This is a genomic window from Pradoshia sp. Z4_20 (assembly GCF_058216035.1).
In genome coordinates, this window is sequence record NZ_JBZAJD010000004.1 from 149,731 (window position 1) to 169,162 (window position 19,432).

19 protein-coding genes are annotated in these 19,432 nt (G+C 38.0%); 4 read left to right on the forward strand and 15 right to left on the reverse strand.

Annotated features, from left to right (window positions below; translation table 11 throughout):
- Nucleotides 1-42 precede the first annotated feature (42 nt).
- The gene (locus AC4BHP_RS12115) at nt 43-285 is read right to left on the reverse strand and encodes a YkuS family protein (protein ID WP_066106389.1); all 243 of its coding nucleotides are present in this window, start codon (nt 283-285) and stop codon (nt 43-45) included.
- Nucleotides 286-493: 208 nt separating this feature from the next.
- Here AC4BHP_RS12115 and AC4BHP_RS12120 point away from each other — a divergent pair, with 208 nt between their 5' ends.
- Entirely contained in the window at nt 494-772 is a 279-nt protein-coding gene (locus AC4BHP_RS12120) for an AbrB/MazE/SpoVT family DNA-binding domain-containing protein (RefSeq protein WP_066106388.1), read from the forward strand.
- Between the two features lie 272 nt (nt 773-1,044).
- Here AC4BHP_RS12120 and AC4BHP_RS12125 read toward each other — a convergent pair whose 3' ends face one another.
- The 10 genes from AC4BHP_RS12125 to desA all read right to left on the reverse strand — a co-directional run bounded on the left by AC4BHP_RS12125 (nt 1,045) and on the right by desA (nt 11,627).
- On the reverse strand, nt 1,045-2,784 hold the full coding sequence (locus AC4BHP_RS12125) for a glycine betaine ABC transporter substrate-binding protein (protein WP_066106386.1): 1,740 nt from the start codon (nt 2,782-2,784) through the stop codon (nt 1,045-1,047).
- Nucleotides 2,781-3,989 carry a quaternary amine ABC transporter ATP-binding protein gene (locus AC4BHP_RS12130; protein WP_066106383.1) on the reverse strand — a complete coding sequence of 403 codons (1,209 nt, stop codon included), beginning with the start codon at nt 3,987-3,989 and terminating at the stop codon, nt 2,781-2,783. The genes AC4BHP_RS12125 and AC4BHP_RS12130 overlap by 4 nt, the downstream gene beginning before the upstream one ends.
- A 172-nt stretch (nt 3,990-4,161) precedes the next feature.
- A complete protein-coding gene (murB, locus tag AC4BHP_RS12135; protein WP_066106379.1) occupies nt 4,162-5,076 on the reverse strand; it encodes a UDP-N-acetylmuramate dehydrogenase in 915 nt (304 codons plus the stop codon).
- A gap of 313 nt (nt 5,077-5,389) precedes the next feature.
- Nucleotides 5,390-6,052 (reverse strand): amino acid ABC transporter permease, encoded by a 663-nt coding sequence (locus AC4BHP_RS12140; RefSeq protein ID WP_139892246.1) that lies wholly within the window; start codon nt 6,050-6,052, stop codon nt 5,390-5,392.
- 12 nt (nt 6,053-6,064) lie between these two features.
- Nucleotides 6,065-6,700, reverse strand: a complete 636-nt coding sequence (locus tag AC4BHP_RS12145) for an amino acid ABC transporter permease (RefSeq protein WP_490552557.1) — start codon at nt 6,698-6,700, stop codon at nt 6,065-6,067.
- A gap of 62 nt (nt 6,701-6,762) precedes the next feature.
- Nucleotides 6,763-7,572, reverse strand: a complete 810-nt coding sequence (locus AC4BHP_RS12150; protein ID WP_490552455.1) for a transporter substrate-binding domain-containing protein — start codon at nt 7,570-7,572, stop codon at nt 6,763-6,765.
- Between the two features lie 15 nt (nt 7,573-7,587).
- Entirely contained in the window at nt 7,588-8,316 is a 729-nt protein-coding gene (locus tag AC4BHP_RS12155) for an amino acid ABC transporter ATP-binding protein (RefSeq protein ID WP_490552457.1), read from the reverse strand.
- Between the two features lie 477 nt (nt 8,317-8,793).
- Nucleotides 8,794-9,393 carry a response regulator transcription factor gene (locus tag AC4BHP_RS12160; protein WP_139892244.1) on the reverse strand — a complete coding sequence of 200 codons (600 nt, stop codon included), beginning with the start codon at nt 9,391-9,393 and terminating at the stop codon, nt 8,794-8,796.
- Nucleotides 9,390-10,523, reverse strand: a complete 1,134-nt coding sequence (locus AC4BHP_RS12165) for a sensor histidine kinase (protein WP_262366003.1) — start codon at nt 10,521-10,523, stop codon at nt 9,390-9,392. The genes AC4BHP_RS12160 and AC4BHP_RS12165 overlap by 4 nt, the downstream gene beginning before the upstream one ends.
- A 93-nt stretch (nt 10,524-10,616) precedes the next feature.
- Entirely contained in the window at nt 10,617-11,627 is a 1,011-nt protein-coding gene (gene desA / locus AC4BHP_RS12170) for a Delta(5) desaturase DesA (protein WP_148630687.1), read from the reverse strand.
- 434 nt (nt 11,628-12,061) lie between these two features.
- On the opposite strand from desA, the gene rsgA reads away from it, so the two are divergent.
- Both rsgA and AC4BHP_RS12180 read left to right on the forward strand, forming a co-directional pair.
- Nucleotides 12,062-13,099, forward strand: coding sequence for a ribosome small subunit-dependent GTPase A (gene rsgA / locus AC4BHP_RS12175; protein ID WP_490552461.1), 1,038 nt, complete (start codon nt 12,062-12,064; stop codon nt 13,097-13,099).
- A 526-nt stretch (nt 13,100-13,625) separates the two neighbouring features.
- Nucleotides 13,626-14,270, forward strand: a complete 645-nt coding sequence (locus AC4BHP_RS12180) for a DUF4272 domain-containing protein (protein ID WP_066106350.1) — start codon at nt 13,626-13,628, stop codon at nt 14,268-14,270.
- A 63-nt stretch (nt 14,271-14,333) separates the two neighbouring features.
- Here the strand turns inward: AC4BHP_RS12180 and AC4BHP_RS12185 are convergent, their stop codons facing one another.
- From AC4BHP_RS12185 to AC4BHP_RS12200, 4 genes are all read right to left on the reverse strand, one after another.
- Nucleotides 14,334-15,242 carry an SDR family oxidoreductase gene (locus AC4BHP_RS12185; RefSeq protein ID WP_066106347.1) on the reverse strand — a complete coding sequence of 303 codons (909 nt, stop codon included), beginning with the start codon at nt 15,240-15,242 and terminating at the stop codon, nt 14,334-14,336.
- Nucleotides 15,243-15,408: 166 nt separating this feature from the next.
- Nucleotides 15,409-16,665 carry a CYP152 family fatty-acid peroxygenase CypC gene (gene cypC / locus AC4BHP_RS12190; RefSeq protein ID WP_140461746.1) on the reverse strand — a complete coding sequence of 419 codons (1,257 nt, stop codon included), beginning with the start codon at nt 16,663-16,665 and terminating at the stop codon, nt 15,409-15,411.
- Between the two features lie 147 nt (nt 16,666-16,812).
- Nucleotides 16,813-17,211: an acyl-CoA thioesterase gene (locus AC4BHP_RS12195; RefSeq protein WP_066106341.1), complete on the reverse strand. Its 399-nt coding sequence runs from the start codon at nt 17,209-17,211 to the stop codon at nt 16,813-16,815.
- Nucleotides 17,204-18,373 carry an iron-containing alcohol dehydrogenase gene (locus AC4BHP_RS12200; RefSeq protein WP_066106338.1) on the reverse strand — a complete coding sequence of 390 codons (1,170 nt, stop codon included), beginning with the start codon at nt 18,371-18,373 and terminating at the stop codon, nt 17,204-17,206. Before AC4BHP_RS12200 ends, AC4BHP_RS12195 begins: the two co-directional genes overlap by 8 nt.
- Nucleotides 18,374-18,599: 226 nt before the next feature.
- Here AC4BHP_RS12200 and AC4BHP_RS12205 point away from each other — a divergent pair, with 226 nt between their 5' ends.
- Complete coding sequence (locus tag AC4BHP_RS12205; protein ID WP_490552465.1) at nt 18,600-19,424, forward strand: PRD domain-containing protein; 825 nt, start codon at nt 18,600-18,602, stop codon at nt 19,422-19,424.
- Nucleotides 19,425-19,432 lie beyond the last annotated feature (8 nt).

Below are 19,432 nucleotides of genomic sequence, written 5' to 3' on the forward strand. Positions count from 1 at the left end.
GAAAAAAAATAACGGCTGCTTGTACACGGCAGCCGTTATTTTTTATTGAATTCTGTTTTCAACTGCCTGACATACTTCCTCAGCAGTAAGACCATCAGCGTTAATCACTGAAGCTTTTGTTGCTGTATCCTGCATACCCATTACGTTAATATCCAGGCCGGATACAACACAGCAGTCACACCCTTGTGTGTCATTTTCCTGTTTTAATTCGATTACATTATGTCCTTTATCACGTAAAGCTTGTTGAACGTCTGATAAAGATTGCTCCACACCAATTTTAGCCATAACATCCACCTCCTTCTTATGTAAATTGTCCATTAAGGCGACAAATTATACCAAAAATGCAGAAGGTCAATCGAAATATTGGTATATATATTATTATTACTGGTATAGCATTTAGTATTACAATCATGTTAATATTTGAGCAAAACTATTTACTTATAACCAATTTAAGACTATTATTCTATAAAAAGGAAAGAAAAGTGGTGTGAAAATGAAGTCAACTGGGATTGTTAGAAAAGTCGATGAACTCGGCAGAATTGTACTGCCGATTGAACTTAGAAGAACTCTTGATATTAACATAAAAGATTCTATAGAGATTTTTACGGATGAAGACAAAATTATCCTGCAAAAATATACACCGGGTAAGGCTTGTGCCATTACAGGTGAAGTCAGTAATCAGAATATTTCATTAGCCAATGGAAAGATTGTGTTAAGTCAGGAAGGATTACGAATACTAAATTCAGAATTAAATCGAGTGATTGAAAGATAAAAGGCGATTCTTTATCGCCTTTTACCTCGAATTCAAGAGAATTTTGTACTTTCCAGCATAAACGCTAATATGTTTCAATTATTGAACATTTAAATTTACAAAAAGATCACGTAAAAAAGATTAACATCCTTTGAGGCACCGAGTTGTTCTAATCCTTTATGCAGCCGTCCAACTTTCTGATTTATCATGCAGGCAAAACAAAAAGCATGAGTCCAGTAAAGTACCGAACTCATGCCCTAAATCATCTGCAAAACAATATGTCATTTACTCAATTATTCTTTCACTAGATCCTCGATTGAATCTATATCCATGTAAGTAGGAACAACGAGTCCACTCTTGGCACCTTTTAGATTTGGACCCAGATCGGTTAAATCTTCCTTATACTTATCATAGTAGGCATTATGAGTTAATGGCAGCCAAGCCGCAACCATGGCATCTGCTTTTTGATTGGCAATTGATGCAAACATCGGCCCAATTTCTACCTGCTTTAATTCCGGACTATATCCATGCATTCTTAATACTTCACCAATAACATTTGTTGATGCGATCTCTGACTCCCAGGCAACATAGATTAGACTAATACTTTGTCCTTCTCCCTTTTCTGCACCTGTCAGCCATTGATCCACCTTATTTGGATATTTTTCAATCCATTTGGCGGCTGCCTCTTTTGGTGTCATTCCTCCTTCCATGTCCACCATTACCTCTTCCATATCAGCTGGAGTCCAGTAAAATTGATCTAAGATTTGTTCTGCTCCAGGCAACTCTTCTTTCAAGCCTTTTCGGACCAATGTATGGATGTTTTCACTTTGGCCATATACATTCTTGGGATCATCTAAATATTTCAGATCATATTTTTGGAACTTCCAATGCGGTGTCCAACCTGTCAGAATAATTGGATCCTGATTATCGTAAGCTTTTTGAAGCTCAGCAACCATAGCAGCAGATGATCCTTCCTGCAAAGTCCAGTCTTCTTCCAGTCCATATTTCTTCAACACTTCTTCAGTTGCTGACATAATTCCTGCTCCAGGCTCAATACCCACAATTTTATAATCCACCTGATTGCCCACATAAGCATCATCTTTTGTACCTGTTTCTGCAGAAGAAGATAATGCTATATATGCGTATCCTCCAAGGAAAATTAAGATGATGAAACTATAAACCCATTTCTTAGCAATTACTCTTTCATATACAGGAGTTCTGAGGTTTTGCGATAATCTGTCTAAAATAATTGCAATGATAACAAGTGCTAAACCAGCTTCGAATCCTTCACCTACTGCTATTTGCGAAACGGCACGGTATACCTCGGCACCCAATCCAGGCGCACCAACAAGGGATGCCATAACCACCATAGATAAAGAAAGCATGATACTTTGGTTGATTCCGGCCATTATCGTTGAAACAGCCAATGGCAGTTGGACCTTTGTGATTTTCTGCCACGTGGTGGAACCAAAGGCTTGAGAAGCTTCTATTAAATCTGCCGGAACCTCCCGGATTCCTAAGTTCGTCATTCGAATCGTCGGCGCAACAGCGAAAATAAAAGAGGCCACGATTCCCGGAACGACTCCAATTCCAAAGAAAAGGATGGCAGGAATCAGATAAACGAAGCCAGGCATCGTTTGCATGAAATCCAGAATCGGCATTACAATTCTCTTCACCGTATTACTCTGTGACGCCCAAATACCAATTGGGACTCCGACAATAACCGTAATCAGTACGGATGCCAATACTAATGCCAATGTTTGAATCATAGCATCCCATAATCCCAAATTATCAATCAATAATAATCCTATAAACGTTAATAATGCCATGCCCCAATTATTTGTATATAAAACTAGCAGAGTAATCAGGATAATTAACAGAATGGAAGGTCCTAAGCCCAGTACTTCCACACTTGTATCAATAATAGTTTGAATGAACATCGAAATCCAATTAAATAGTGGTCCACATACTTCTGTTACCCAATCAATAAAACGATCTACTCCAGAAGCTATCGGTAATTTTTCTAGGTTCATTGACTTTCCTCCTTATCTTGGAGTACATCTTTGTTACCAGCCAATGCTCCAATGACAACACCACGTACAAGAACACCCTTCAATCTGTTAGCTTCATCAACGATTGCTAATGGGATTTGTGCATTTGCCATATCGTCGAGCAAATCAGATAGAATCGTATTTTCCAATGCTGTTGGCACTTCTTTTGTCATGACCTCTTCTATAGGGATTTTCTTTAGAATAGCTTCTCTTGCCTGGTCGGCGGAGAGCGCCCCAAGCAGTGTCTGCTTGCGGTCTACGATAAATATACTGGAGTATCCCCTGTCTTTCATAATTTGTAAGGCAACACGAGGACCTCTGTCAATTGTAATACGTTCCGCCCGAGTCATAATCGAAGACGCAGTCAGAACATGTGACAAATCGATATCTTCAATAAATCGTTCAACATAATCATTGGCAGGATTCATCATGATTTCCTCAGGAGTTCCCACTTGAATTACCCTGCCATCACGCATCAAAGCGATCCGGTCACCTATTCTTAAAGCTTCATCCAAGTCATGCGTAATAAACACAATTGTTTTTTTGTAATTATCCTGGATCTCCAGCAGCTCATCCTGCATGCTTTTGCGGATAAGTGGATCAAGGGCACTAAATGCCTCATCCATAAGAAGAATATCTGTATCACTGGCCAAAGCCCTCGCAAGTCCAACACGCTGTTGCATCCCGCCGCTCAACTGGGATGGATATTGATCTTCATATCCTTTTAGGCCAACTACTTCGAGTGATTCCATTGCCTTCTGTTTTCGTTCCTGTTCAGGTATTTTTTGAATTTCCAATCCATACTCTGTATTCTCCAGGATAGTTTTATGAGGAAATAGGGCGAAGTTTTGAAACACCATACTAATTTTCTTTCTTCTAGTTTCACGTAATTCAGCCGGTGACATGTTAACTATATTCTCATTATCAATCAAAATCTCACCGGATGTCGGGGCAATTAGACGGTTTAACATTCGAATCAACGTGGATTTCCCACTCCCCGATAACCCCATAACAACAAAAATTTCTCCTTCATAGATATCAAGATTGGCATTATTAACCCCAATCGTACATCCTGTTTTCTTTAAGATATCTTTTTTTGAAGAGCCCTGCTTCAATAATTCAAGTGCAGATTGTGGAGATTTTCCAAACACTTTTACAACATTTTTTATACTTATTTTTGGCTGCAAACAACCACTCCTTCTATGTATTTTTTTGAAACAAACCATTTTCCCCTACTTATTACTATATCCTATTTCGGGAAAATCTAAACTTTTTTGCTCCTTTATACCCTTTTGCATAAGAATTGACACTAAAAAAGCCCCTCTTTTATGAGGGGCCAGACATTCAATTTATCAAATTCTATTCTTCTTCACCAATTATTTTTACTTCTGTTTCCAGGCTGACGCCAAAATTAGCTTTAACCGTGTCCTGAACATGCTTAATCAGCGCCAGATAGTCAGTAGCAGTAGCATCGCCAGTGTTAATGATGAAACCGGCATGCTTTGTAGATACCTGTGCTCCACCAATTTGAGCCCCTTGCAAACCGCTATCCTGAATCAGTTTACCCGCAAAATAGCCAGGCGGACGTTTAAATACACTTCCACAGGAAGGATACTCAAGCGGTTGCTTGGACTCCCTTAAAAAGGTTAACTCATCCATTTTTTCTTTAATTACTTTTACATCTCCCGGTACTGGAACAAAACGGGCTTCTAAAACGATATAATTTTGCTTGGCGATCAAACTGCTACGGTAAGTAAGCTCCATCTCATCCTTCGTCAATGTAAGAAGCTCACCCTTCTCATTTAACACGATAGCTGACTCAATGACCTGTGAAATTTCTCCACCGTAAGCACCAGCATTCATATACACAGCTCCACCGACTGAACCAGGGATTCCGCAAGCAAACTCTAATCCCGTCAGCTTCTGTTCTAAAGCAAAGCGGGATACATCAATAATGGTTGCTCCGCTCTGGGCAATAATTTTCCCATCTTCCATATAAATCTTATCCAAATGATTTAGAATCAGGACAATTCCTCTTATTCCACCATCTCTAACAATTAAATTCGACCCATTTCCTAAAATAGTCAACGGTATATCATTCTTATTTGCATAAAGTATCGTACTTTGAACCTCTTCATAGGTTGTAGGCAACACCAAAAAGTCTGCATTCCCACCCGTTTTAGTAAATGTATATTCACGTAAAGGTTCATCCTGTTTAATATGTTCTGCCTGAATAATCTGCTGCAATTCTTCAATTGTTTTTTGTTTATTCATACTCTCAACCTTCTGAATTTATATTTGTCATATCTTATTATATACATGATTCACTCTGGGAAATCACTGCAAATGGTTGGAAATCGCTAAAATCACATTCATGAGTAAAACGATAATCCTGTTAGTGAGATATCTTTAGAACAACCTCATTGACTATCATACTATAAATATGCCCTATAAAAAAATAGTTATATCTATACCAAGATACATCGAGTTAATTAAATGAACCATTTTTCTTTATGTATATGACATATACCTAAACTAATGTGCAAAAAGCATCATCCCTCCTTAAGGATGATGCTAAGTACACACTCTAAGCCCTTTTAATCTCTAATGTTCTTGCAACTAAGGATAAACCGTAATTAACCACAAAATACATAAGTGCAACGAGAATCAGGATGGGGTAAATATAGTTCCCGTTTTGCGCGTAAATAATCTGGCCGTTATGTGTCAGTTCTGGCAATGCAATAATAACCGCTAATGATGTATCTTTTAACAAGGAAATAAACTGACTAACAATAGGTGGAACCATGTTCCGCAAGGCCTGTGGCAAAATAATATGAATAAGTGTCTGTATGTAATTTAAACCTGATGAACGAGCTGCTTCTATATGTCCTTTTGGCACTGAGTTTAGGCCACTTCTGATAATTTCTGAAATCATGGCAGATTCAAAAATGGTTAACGCCATAATGGCCGCAGTCGTTACACTCATATTCAAGGACCAGCCTCTGCTTGGATCCTGTAAACCAAAATAAACAAAGAAAATAATTAGGATTAGTGGCAGATTTCGGATCGTTTCTACGATAACCGCCACAATCTTTGATAACAATGGTACCTTGGCATAACGGATTATTCCTAATATCCCCCCGATAATAAAACTAAGGATAATAGAAATTACAGCAACCTTTAGCGTAACAAGAAATCCATCTACTAAAAATTTAAGATTATCGGGCGTATATGCTCCTGCAAAATCCATGATTACGCCTCCTTACGAGCTTTTTGCCAGGTGTTTTTCTAAATACCCTACACCTAAACTGAGTGGAATGGTGATAACCAAATAGAATATAGCAACAAAAATATAGACATCAAATACAACAAATGTGTGGAGAGAGATCAAATCAGCCTGATACATTAATTCACCGCCAGCAATGACAGCCAAAATGGATGAATTTTTGACTAAATTAATAAATTGATTGCCTAATGGAGGAATAACAACTTTTATAGCCTGAGGCAAAACAATCATTCTCATGGCCTGCCCATAGGTTAAACCTGATGAACGGGCTGCTTCCATTTGCCCTTTGTGAATTGAAAGGATCCCCGCACGAATGGCCTCTGCTATAAAAGCCGCCGTATAGATCGTTAATGCTAATGATCCCGCCGCAAAGCCTGGCATTTTCGCTCCATAATAAAAGATAAATGCAATGATCAATAAGGGGATATTTCGGACAAATTCAACATAGGCAGTCCCAATCCAATTTAGTGGCTTGAACGGCGCAATCCTCATGACTGCAATCAATGCCCCTAAAAAAAAGCTTCCTACGAGGGCTAATAAACTAATTTGTATCGTTTTTAAAAAACCCTCCAAATACATATCCATATTTTCTGCGAGTATAGAAAAATCCAGCAATTGATTCACTCCTCTTAATCAATCAGGATGAGCATACATGCCCATCCTGATCGGAGAAATTATTTATTTTTGATCCATTTATTAAGTATCTCATCATAAGTTCCGTTATCTTTAATTGTTTTTAGAGCTTTATTTAATTCATCCACTAATTCTGTATTACCTTTTTTAACAGCGATTCCATATGGCTCTTCCGTAAATTGTCCGCCAACTAATTCATACGAAGGATCTTCATCAACCATTCCATACAGGATGGCATCATCCGTTGTTAAGGCATCTCCTTGTCCGGATTTAAGTGCTGTAAAAGCTTCTGCATAGTTTTCATATTGCAGAACTTCTGCATCCGGTGCTTTTTCAGCTATATTTATAGCAGAAGTAGAACCTTTAACGGCAAGAACTTTGGTACCCGCTTTTAAATCATCTATGCTTTTAATTTTGCTTCCCTTTTTAACAAGCAATGATTGACCTGCTTCAAAATAAACATCTGTGAAATCTACTTCTTTTTTACGCTCCTCTGTAATTGTCATAGTGGCAACAACAGCATCAATCTTTCCATTCTGCAGCAGTGGCACACGTGTTTTAGAAGTCACTTCTACGAACTCTACTTTATTTTCATCCCCAATTACCTCTTTAGCCAGTGCTTTTGCAATGTCCACGTCAAAGCCTTCTACTTTACCAGTGCTCGTATTTTTCAATCCAAACAGGCGTGTATCATTTTTCACGCCAAATACGATTTTATCTTTATCCTTAATTTTTTCCAAACCCTTTTCAGATGATCCTCCGGTTGTTTCTTCTTTACTACCGCAGGCTGCCAACACGAATACAGCAATGATTGAGAGTATTGATACCTTCCAAAACTTTTTTAATGACATTCTTTTTCCCCCTTATTAATGATTTAAAATACGGCTTAAGAACGAACGAGCCCTTTCTTCCTGTGGATTCGTAAAAAATTCAGCCGGTGTGGATTCTTCTAAGATTTTTCCTTCATCCATAAAGACAATACGATTAGCAACCTCTTTCGCAAAGCCCATTTCATGCGTGACGACAACCATCGTCATACCTTCCTTCGCCAGCGCTTTCATAACATCCAATACTTCACCAATCATCTCAGGATCGAGAGCGGAGGTTGGTTCATCAAAAAGCATAACTTCCGGATTCATCGCTAATCCTCTTGCAATAGCTACACGTTGTTGCTGCCCGCCGGAAAGCTGGGCAGGATATGCATTTGCCTTATCAGGAATCCCTACTTTTTCAAGATATAGTTTTGCAGTCTTTTCGGCTTCCTCTTCAGATTTACCCAACACTTTCATAGGAGCCAATGTTATATTTTGAAGAACTGTTTTATGAGGATATAAATAAAAATGCTGAAATACCATACCGATATCACGACGAAGCTCGTTGATATTTGTCTTTTTATCCGTCACCGAAATACCATTTACTTTTAAAGTACCGCTATCAATCGCTTCGAGACGATTAATACATCTGAGCATCGTACTTTTACCAGATCCCGAAGGTCCAATTACGACTACTACTTCTCCCTTTTCAATTTGTAGATTTATATCTTTTAGAACATGAAAATCACCAAAATACTTATTTACATGATCAAAGACAATCAAAATACTTCCCCCTTGCTGATATTTGCGGCAATATTTTATATTTTCTGATATTATATGGACTACTTAGAATTATATGTATATAAAGTTTGTCCGTCAACCAAATTAAAACAATGTTTTCCATTTTTGTGGTAATTATACTTAGATAAGATTCATGAAATAACCTCTTATTATCATGGGAATATACTATTTTATTATCTGTGTGTAGTGGTTTAATCATTCTAATAGAATTGAAGTAGCAAATTCATCTCATCTAGATGTAAAACTTGCTGTACTAAGAAGTGTCATACTCTGAGGTAATAGAAATGTAGATCTAAAGATGTTTAAAAGGAATATTTCCTCCGATAAATGAAAAAGCAAAATAGGAACATGTTACTACATTTGTTCAATCCTATTTTACCTATATTTCATCATATAATTTAGATTTTACTGGTATATTATAACATTATCAATCATATTTTTTAAAAATTATAACATATTCTACTTAAACCAGCCTTTTTCTTTAAATCGAGAGATAGCTTCTATTCGATTATTGACGTCCAGTTTATCAAGTATGACAGAGATATAGTTTCGAACCGTCCCTGTTGTTATAAATAGTTGATTGGCAATTTCCTTCGTATTTTTCCCATCAGCTATTAAGCCCAAAACCTGCTGTTCACGTTCCGTAAGAGGGTTTTCCTCTTCATAAATCATGTCAACCAGTTCGGGTGCATAAATACGTCGTCCATCCATAATAACCCTGATAGAGTTGGCCAGTTCTTCACTCGGACTGTCCTTTAACAAATACCCGCGTACATCCGCTTTTCGTGCCCTTTCAAAATAACCTGATCTCGCAAAGGTTGTAAGTATAATTACTTTGCATGCGCTTCCTTTTAATTCTTCTGCGACATCGAGTCCACTTTTTCCAGGCATTTCTATATCCATCACACAAACATCTGGCTTATGCTGTTTGATCATGGATATAGCTTCCTCTCCATTTTTAGCTTTACCAACTACCGTCATATCTGGTTCTAAATCTAACAATGCGCCTAATGCACCAAGCAGCATTCTTTGATCTTCAGCTATTACGATTTTAATCATGCCATTACCTCCTGTTGAACGTTCCGCTCTATCAGTGGAATTTTAAAAATTAATTCTGTTCCTGAATTAACCCGAATATCAAGGCTTCCATTCACAAATTCAAGCCGCTCCCTCATTCCCTTTAATCCATTCCCTTTACCCATTTCTTTTTCAACAATTCCTGTTCCATTATCCTGAATAATCATTGTTAATTCTGTATGCGTTTTTTTAATATCGAGTCTGCATTCATTGGCCCTGCTATGCTTCACGATGTTAGTAATAGCTTCCTTTAAACACATACTCAATACATTTTCCACAAGCAGCGGAATCTTCTGGATACTCTCTTCTCCTTCAACATAAAATTCCATTTGAGCTGCTCTCAATATTTGCTTGATACGGATTAATTCATCCTCCATTTTGGTGCCCCTCATATCAGCTACAATGTCACGCACTTCTTTTAATGCTGTTCTTGCAGTCACTTGAATATCTTTCAATTCATTCTTTGCCTGCTCCGGATTTATTTGTACCAGCTTACCGGCCAAATCACTTTTCAGTCCGATCAACGAAAGTTTCTGACCAAGAATATCATGTAAGTCCCTTGCAATTCGCTGGCGTTCCTGAAGCTTAACTAAATCTGATATTTGTTTGTGAGCATCTTTCAGCTCAGCCTCCAGCCTTTCTCTTTTGTGAATATTATAGGAGCTCAATGGAAGTAAAATGACACCAATTACACATATTAAAATAAAAGGAAATTGTGAAAAGAAGAGTGGATTCTGAGTAATGAATCCCCAATTAACCGTAATCACTGTGCCTCCAACATGAATACCATATAAAATAAAGAAACCTACCTTATTCTCAACAGTTCCAATATAATAAGCCAGAAAGAGTGAAAAATAAACAAATCCAAAAATTAATGACATAGCTATACAAATGGCCATTTGAATTCCTACCCAGAAATAAACAAATCCACCTTTTGAAATAGCAGAAATACGATTGCTTATAAAAAATAACAGAATAAGAATGACTCCTAACACCATCATAAGTATGGATTTTGCATGAAAAATAAAATAGAAAGGGAGAATACTAAATACGAGCCAAACATAAAGATTCAGTCCTTTATTAGTTGGTAATAACTGATTCAAAGCATTCAATTGTCCTCTCCCCCTCGATTAATTTTACTTCAGCATATACCAGTAAATAAAAAAAATACAGTAAATTTACTGTATTTTTTTGTAATATCCAAATTATGACTTTACCTTACCAGCACGCCCATTTATGTCTTTAAAGCTCACAAATCCTTTACCTTTTTCATCCCATAAGCGAAAACGGATTGCCTTTAAGCTTGAAGATATCGTAATAGTTGTAGCTTGCTGTAAAGGAGCAGTCTCATTATGGACTTTTTCAAGATGATAATTTGGTACTCTTGGGCTTAAATGATGGACATGGTGAAACCCTATATTCCCCGTCACCCATTGAAGAATTCTTGGAAGCTTATAATAGGAGCTTCCGTCGATTGCCGCTTTGACATAGTCCCAATCTTTTTCTTCCTCAAAATATGAATCTTCAAATTGATGCTGTACATAGAATAACCAGATTCCCAGAGCACCTGCAATAAACAAGATCGGCAATTGAATCAATAAAAATTCTTTCCAACCGATGAGCAAGCACATAGATGCATATATGACGACGATAGATAGATTGGTAATATACGTGTTTATGCGTTCTTTTCTTCTGGCACCCTTACGATTGAAACGATTTGTAACTAAAAATAAATAGATAGGACCTAACCCAAACATGACAATTGGATTCCGATATAGTCGATATATTAACTTTTCCTTAAACGAGGCCATCTTGTATTCCTCGACAGTCATGATCCAAATGTCTCCGGTTCCACGCTTATTCAAATTACTGCTTGTCGCATGATGAATGGAATGACTTCTTTTCCACTGTTCATATGGAAACATGGTAATAACTCCAGTTATCGTCCCTAAAATATCGTTCCATTTCCTATTTTTAAAAAAGGATTGATGGCAGCAATCATGGAAGATAATAAATAATCTAATAACAAATCCGGATGTAAGTACCGCAAAAAACAATGTCAGCCAATACGAAATCTCCAGGCTTTGATAGGCAGCAAACCAAAGAATTAAAAATGGAATAAATGTATTTAGAATTTGTTTTACGCTTGATTTTGTATTCGCCTTTTCATAGGGAGCAATTTGTTTTCTTAAGGATATATTCTTCTCCTTGGACATTTTATTCACCTCTATAACAATATTTATTCTTAATGTTATAGAATAGTTCAACTCCAAACTAGTCATAAACGTCAATAGGTGAACATGACATATGTCATATACAAACATTTTTGAATAAACTGAATAATTCATTTGCAAATCAAAAAAAATTAAACTATAGTTAATGTAATCACTTACTTAAAGGAGGAATGTATTATGGAAACTCAAATCGTAAATATAGTTTCTGTCAATTTCATATCACAGCCCTCTGGTAAGGATGCATAAAATTCCTTTATTTTAACATGATTGAATTTGCATATTTCCGTGGGCTGTGTGCGCCCACGGTTTTTATTTGTCCGAATCTGTCTATAACACAGAAACGACATAAAGGAGACCAACGTATTTGGCCTCCTTTTTATTTTGCAATCAAAAACAATCATTTGGAGGAATTTAAATTGAATTTAAAACAATTAGGCTGGAATAAACATTTTGAAGAAGCTTTCAAACAATATAGCAATAAAGAATATACAGTAGGCCGTATAGCTTTGGAGCATAAAGGTATGTATCGTGTTTTCTCAGCTGATGGTAATCTTTTAGCTGAAGTTACAGGCAAAATGCGTCATGAAGCAAAGGAAAGCTCAGATTTTCCTGCAGTCGGTGATTGGGTTACCATCACTTCCCGAAAAGATGAGCAAAAAGCAACCATCCACGCCGTACTGCCAAGAAAAAGTAAATTCTCAAGAAAGAAAGCTGGAGTGACAACTGAAGAGCAACTTGTCGCAGCCAATATCGATACCATTTTCTTAGTCAATGCACTAAACACCGATTTTAATATGCGCAGGCTGGAACGTTACTTATTGATGGCTTGGGAAAGCGGAGCAAATCCTGTCATTATTTTAAGCAAATCTGATTTATGTGATGATGTTGATCAAAAAATCAGAGAAGTAGAGGCAGTCGCATTAGGTGTACCCATTCATGCTATCAGTGCGGAAAACAGGATGGGTTTAGAGCAATTAGACCCTTATATCCAAGAAGGTAAAACAGTTGCTTTACTTGGTTCATCTGGTACCGGTAAATCAACATTAACAAATGTACTATACGGCGACAGCATCCTAGAGGTTAAATCCATTCGGAAAGATGATGATAAAGGGAGACACACAACTACACACCGAGAACTAGTTATCCTTAATGGAGGAGGGATCATAATTGATACTCCCGGAATGAGGGAATTACAATTATGGGAAGCCGACGAAGGAATCAGTCATAGTTTCACTGATATAGAAGAATTAGCTTCACAATGTAAATTCACAGACTGTAAACACAAAACCGAACCAAGTTGCGCAGTACAGGAGGCAATATCCAATAAAACGCTGAGTAAAGAACGCTTTGCCAGTTACCTAAAACTCCAACGCGAACTCGCCTACCTAAACCGAAAAGAAAACCAACGCGCCGCACTCGCGGAAAAAGCTAAATGGAAAAAAACAAAAGGCTGAAGGGCCCCGCTCAGCCGCGACAAGCGTAAGAAGAGGCGCGCAGGGAGAACGATTCTTCCTCCCGTAGCGGCTATTCTTACGACCTCGAGCGGCTAGGCCCTGAAGCTAGATTAAGCAAAAAGCGGAGACGGCTTGCCCAGAAGCGAGGAGCATAAGACAGGAACTCGGAAGGAGGTGTTCTCCCTCCTGTAGAGTTCATGCTTATGTCCTGAGCTCCTAGGCCCTGAATCTGGATTAAGCAAAAGGCTGAAGGGCTGGGTTAAGGAACGAAGACTAAATTCGCCACATCCTGTGGTAATGTCATCGTTCTTTTTCTTTTGCACTACCTTATCTTTCTGAGTGAACTGCCCACTCAAATCAAACCTCTCTTATACAAACCCTCTTACATAAAAAAAATTACAAAATTCTCCTCCCAGTGCAGAATATTCAATCATTTAACCAAAATATGTTAAAATCATCATGACAAAATGATTATCCATATTTACAAGATAAAAGGCAGGCCTTTGTACAGAAAGAGGAGATTTAAATGAATAGTCCAATAGGAAGAAAAAAGCGGACAGAAAAATTATTAAAAGAGATGGGAATCCCAATAAATACACACTTACATACATTAGAAAGTGAAAATAGCCTGCATTTTAAAGATATTGAACAGGTGATTGACCGAATTATTGCCATCACCATAGTATCGGCTAAAGGCAGCGGTGCCCCCGATGAAACGATCGACGAATTTTTAGAGAGTTACAATGCGAAAGAATTATTTTCTCCTGAGGAAAAAGAGTTCATTGAGAATGAAGAACCTGACCAGGACGAATATAACACCTACTCCTGGAAAATTGAATGTAACTCTGCCCTTTTATGGGCCATTAATCTGATACCCGATCTTCCATTCCCACATACTTTATCCGATGTAGAAACACTTTATGATCTTGTATTGCATTCTACCAAGGAAGAGCTATTGGAACGGGCTTCCTATCGGGACAAAAATGAAATACTGGATGCACTCGATCTTTTGTACAGACTCCATTGGGCTATTGCCGAAACTCGTATGAATAATGAAGAATTTCCGATTGAAATTAGTCCCGGTGTTGTTTACGAGAGAAGATATGCTCTAAATTGGATGATTAATATCTTGGATGAGGAATGGGACGATATATCAATGGATACAATCTAAACCTATACTATATTCGATCAATTCAGATGGGGATGCCTTGGCTTGCAGTTTCGTCACTACTTGTTACGAACTTACCATATCCCCTCCATTTGGATGGAGGATTTGCCCCGACATATAGCTCGAATCATCTGATGCTAAAAATACATAGCTGGGGGCAATTTCAAATGGTTGGCCTGCTCGCTTCATCGGTACCTCAGGAGTTAATGTTCCAAAAGTCTTTACCTCTTCAGCTGAAAATGAAGACGGAATCAGCGGTGTCCAAATTGGTCCTGGAGCTACACCATTTACCCGAATCCCCTTTTTTATTAAAGAAAGAGAAAGCGAACGCGTAAATGTAACAACCGCCCCTTTCGTTGCTGAATAATCCAATAGCTTAGGGTGACCATTATATGCTGTTACGGAAGCTGTATTTATAATAGAAGACCCACGCTGGAGATGTGGCAGGACAGCCTTCACCATAAAAAAATAGGAATAAATATTCGTACGAAATGTTAAATCAAGTTGTTCCTCCGTAATATCCTCAATCCGTTTTTGAACAAACTGTACAGCATGATTATTTACCAAAATATCGATCTTTCCAAATTCGTCCAAACATTGACGAACGGCAGCCACTGACATATCCTCATGGGTAAGATTTCCACATATAAGCAGGCACTTAACCCCTAGCTTCTCGATTCTTTCTTTTGTTTCCTCGGCATCCTCATGCTCATACAGATATACAATAGCAACATTCGCACCCTCTTTCGCAAAAGAATAGGCGACCGCTCTGCCAATACCTGAATCTCCTCCTGTAATAAGCGCAGTCTTCCTCTCCAGCTTTCCGCTCCCTTTGTAGTATGGATTTTCAGATATAGGTCTAGGATTCATTACATATTCCAACCCCGGATGCTCGCTTTGATGTTGAGGAGGAAAAGCAATCGGTACATCTTTACAATATCTTTCCTTCCTTAAATACTTATAGTATGGATACATATAATTCAGACCTCCCGAATTTTAGCCTCACTATTATGCGTATAGCAGAAAAGTGTCCTATATGCACCCTGGGGTTATATATTTATTAAAATAGCCCATCAAGAGACAGGTGGCTTCCTATAATCCCTTTAACATAAAAAAGACACCCACTCTGGGTGCCCTTCATTTAAATACTTTTTACATTTTGGATAATGAATCCACTTTTTGGGTAGGTTGGTATTCTGGTCTTACTGATTGCTAAGTCCTGTTCGGGTACTTCATAATCAATATCTTTAACTAGAAAATCAACAGTTGTTTGCAAAATCTTGACGGTAGCCCATTCCCCTGCACAACGGTGTCCCTTATCATAATCTCCGCCGCCTTGTGGAATAAAGGCAAATGGGCTGTCCTTCCATTCTCTAAATCGCTCAACGTTAAATGTATCTGGATCATCCCAAAGATTCGGATGATGATTGGTTCCGTATAGATCCAAAAGAACCAATGTCCCTTTTTTGAACGGATATTCATTCCAATAAAAGTCTTTGCGGACTCTGGCTCCTAAAAATGGTGCAAAAGGATAATAGCGACGTACTTCCTGTACAAACATTTTATTGTACACTTCATTATTGGTTTTCAATAATTTACGTACCTCAGGATAATCATGCATCGCTATAGCACAGAATACAACAAAATAACAATTAGCCACCACAGGTCGAATGATATTAATTAATTCGACCGCAGCCAATTCCGGTTCCAACAATTCACCAGTCAAATCACGATGATTAGCTATGATCGATAAAGCAGTACCTTGCTCAGCTCTTAGTTTCCCATCCCGTACTTGTCCAATAATATCAGCAACCCACTTATCTGAGTCTCTTCTTGCCCATCTGCCTTTTTGGTATCTTGGACCCACTCCACCAATAGAATCAACTAAATTAAACATTTCTTCTGCTCTCTTTTTTACTTCCTTTTCTTTTAACGGAACTCCAGCCCACTCACAGGCAATCCTGTAAAGAACTTGTTTAGCCTCTTCCATTAAAATCACTTTTTTACTCTTTTCCCATTTAGGGATAACCGACATCCATTGTTTTTTTGTGATTTCCTGGAGTTTGTCCAAACTTTGGTGTGTCATAATCGACATGAACATCCCTTTACGATGTCGGTGTTCTTCTTCATCCAGCGTTTGTACACCATTTTTACCAAAAAGAGATTTCTGAATTCTCATCGGAATTGCCGGTTTACGAATAAATCGATCTTCATCATAGAAGGCTCTTCCAGCTTCCTCTCCTGTCATACAAATAACCTTCTGTCCCAGAAGGCGAGTCTGAAATATGTCCGAATTGAATTGCTTTCGCCTGTTAGAAATAAATTCGTACCCTTCTGATAATAGGGTAAGGGTGTTATCAACGGTTTTTTCACGAGGAATTTCTTTTATACCTTTCATATCAACAGCTCCTCATATATAGTCCATAATAAAACAGGATACCCCTCAGAAAAGTATATAAACATACTATTCATGCATGCCATTTCCGTTCTGTACCAACTAGCTGCCCTAATAGAAATAAGACTTACGTAATCCGTAAGTCTCTAATCAATTTTCAATATATACATGCTGGGAAAGTTCATGTTTTAAATGTTGCGGTATAGGTTCTGTTTTCTGAGTCTCCAAATTAAAATTAACATATACTGCTGTCCCTTTGGCACAAACCTGACCATTCTGGTGAATCTCCTCATACAGCTCCAAGCTTGTATTTCCAATGCGTTTAACCCATGTGAAAACTTCGACATTTGTACCGAAATATATTTGTCTACTATAATCTATATTCATATTTAGAATGATCATTTTCCATTTCTGAAATGAGAGATCTGGAGTAAACAGTTTAAAAATCGGGTTCCTTGCTGCTTCAAGCCAAATGGGAATCGTCGTATTATTGACATGGCCAATGCCATCTGTTTCAGAAACTCTCGGCTCTATCGTTTTCTTATACATACCGGCCTCCCGCCTCCCTACTCAAAGGCACTCCTTTATATGCATGCTGATAAATGTTCAATATATCATCCTTATTTAAAGGGAGCGGACTTCTGGCCAGCAGCCTTGTCTGTTTGTTCGCATCATCGGACAATCCTACCAACGAGGCTTCCTTCACACCATATTCTTTCAATGTGACAGGCAATCCAACGTCCTCTATCAATTGATGAAACACCTCGAATGGCGTCTGCTTTTCATCTCCCAGCATCGTTACTAGATGACTCATTTTATCCTGGCAATGTTCCTTAATATAGTCCATTACATAAGGCAGCAATACAGCATTCGATTCACCATGAGGCAGTTTGTATTGACTTCCTAGTGGATACGCAAGTGCATGGACACCGGCTACACCTGCATTGTGAAAAGCCAGGCCAGCCAGATAACTCCCATGGCTCATTGCTGATCTTGCTTCCGGGGTCTCACCATTTTGTACAGCCCTGCGGATTGCCCCTCCAATAAGCTTAATTGCTTGAATGGCAATCCCATCCGTCACATCATTCGCTTGGACTGAAAGATATGACTCTATCGCATGTGTCAAAGCATCCACACCGGTAGCAGCCGTAATTCGTCTTGGTACAGAAACAGTCAGCTGCGGATCGACAATTGCCAGATCAGACAACAAATACTTATGGGTAATGACATCTTTTGTTCCATCAAGTGATAACACGGCAATATCCGTCACTTCACTTCCAGTCCCCGAGGTGGTCGGGATTAATATTTTTTGTTTCCCTTTACGGAGGATTGGTTTTGTCCCAGTTAAATTTAAATAGTCGGCAACATCCCCTTCATTGTCAGATATAACCGCGGCCAGCTTAGCTAAATCCAATACCGATCCTCCGCCAATACCTACAATACAATCAAAATCTTCTATTCTTGCAAAATCGACCAATCGTTGAGCACAAGCAAGAGTCGGCTCTGGCTCTACATCTGTGTAAATTTCAACTCTATATTTTGATTGCAATGGAGTCATATAAGGTGTAAGCAATCCAATATCAAGTAATATTTGGTCAGTGATTAGCAGGATTTTATTACTTTTCATAGATTGCAAACCTTCATCCAGTCTCTCCATTGAACCCCAGCCGATAAAAGTTTGACTTGGTAATTTAATAGTAGACAACACCATGACAGCCTCCTTTTCTCTATTAATGACTCTTTACTGAAAATCTAAAGACTTCTTTTACATACTTCGTTATAAACGATCTATTTCCTGTTATATTTTCAACAACCACACAATTTTCTTCCAATTAAATATAAATTTTACATCTATTATCTATTTTAATATGATAGAAGTAACCACTTTCCCATCGATATAAAACTAATATGCCAAGGATTGCAGGAGATGAAGATGCATGAAAATCAAGAAAGTCCTTAATAATAATGCCGTTATTGTCATGGATGAAAATCAGGAAAAAATTGCGCTAGGTCCAGGAATTGCATTCAATAAAGGGAAAAACGATATCATCAATCGGAATAAAATCGATAAACTGTTTGTTATCAAAAACAGTGACCATTTTGATCAGCTTTTGCCCCAAATCCCCAATGAGCATATGATTCTAACACAGGAGATTATTCAGTATGCTGAGGATTGCCTTCAAGTAAAATTAAATCCACATATCTTTATTGCTCTCGCAGATCATCTTACGTTTGCGATTGAACGCCATGAAGATGGTATATTTATAAAAAATAAACTTATCCCCGAGATAAGAGTTTTATATAAGAAGGAGTTTGACATAGGCATTTGGGCGATCAATCATGTTAAGGAGAAAATAGGTATACAAATGCCCATAGATGAAGCTGCCTTTATCGCGCTCCATCTGCATACGGCATCTATTCCATCTGGAAATCTGCAAGTCTCCCTGCGTCAAACTTCTATTATTAATGAAATTGTACATATGATCAGGGACTATTTTTCTATCAGTTTAGAAGAAACAGGACTTTCCTACGAGCGCTTAATTACTCATTTTCGCTACACCCTTTATAGAGTCGATGAAGTTCCTGAGCGCACAATGGATGAAGAAATGCTAATGATGATAAGCAGTAAGTTTCCTTCCTCTTACCAATGTGCTAAAACAATCGCAGAACATCTATCTACACAGCATGGCATACATCTTCCCTCTGAGGAAATTGGCTATATTACGATTCATATTGAGAGATTGCGAGGCAGAAAGGGATGATTATGTTA

Excerpts from the sequence above, each read along its gene's own strand:
- AC4BHP_RS12195 (WP_066106341.1), bottom strand. The coding sequence starts at position 17,211 with ATGTATAAGAAAACGATAGAGCCGAGAGTTTCTGAAACAGATGGCATT.
- AC4BHP_RS12115 (WP_066106389.1), bottom strand. The coding sequence starts at position 285 with ATGGCTAAAATTGGTGTGGAGCAATCTTTATCAGACGTTCAACAAGCT.
- desA (WP_148630687.1), bottom strand. The coding sequence starts at position 11,627 with ATGTCCAAGGAGAAGAATATATCCTTAAGAAAACAAATTGCTCCCTAT.
- AC4BHP_RS12140 (WP_139892246.1), bottom strand. The coding sequence starts at position 6,052 with ATGGATTTTGCAGGAGCATATACGCCCGATAATCTTAAATTTTTAGTA.
- AC4BHP_RS12160 (WP_139892244.1), bottom strand. The coding sequence starts at position 9,393 with ATGATTAAAATCGTAATAGCTGAAGATCAAAGAATGCTGCTTGGTGCA.
- AC4BHP_RS12125 (WP_066106386.1), bottom strand. The coding sequence starts at position 2,784 with ATGAACCTAGAAAAATTACCGATAGCTTCTGGAGTAGATCGTTTTATT.
- AC4BHP_RS12185 (WP_066106347.1), bottom strand. The coding sequence starts at position 15,242 with ATGTATCCATACTATAAGTATTTAAGGAAGGAAAGATATTGTAAAGAT.
- AC4BHP_RS12200 (WP_066106338.1), bottom strand. The coding sequence starts at position 18,373 with ATGGTGTTGTCTACTATTAAATTACCAAGTCAAACTTTTATCGGCTGG.
- AC4BHP_RS12205 (WP_490552465.1), top strand. The coding sequence starts at position 18,600 with ATGAAAATCAAGAAAGTCCTTAATAATAATGCCGTTATTGTCATGGAT.
- AC4BHP_RS12180 (WP_066106350.1), top strand. The coding sequence starts at position 13,626 with ATGAATAGTCCAATAGGAAGAAAAAAGCGGACAGAAAAATTATTAAAA.
- AC4BHP_RS12150 (WP_490552455.1), bottom strand. The coding sequence starts at position 7,572 with ATGTCATTAAAAAAGTTTTGGAAGGTATCAATACTCTCAATCATTGCT.
- murB (WP_066106379.1), bottom strand. The coding sequence starts at position 5,076 with ATGAATAAACAAAAAACAATTGAAGAATTGCAGCAGATTATTCAGGCA.
- AC4BHP_RS12120 (WP_066106388.1), top strand. The coding sequence starts at position 494 with ATGAAGTCAACTGGGATTGTTAGAAAAGTCGATGAACTCGGCAGAATT.
- cypC (WP_140461746.1), bottom strand. The coding sequence starts at position 16,665 with ATGAAAGGTATAAAAGAAATTCCTCGTGAAAAAACCGTTGATAACACC.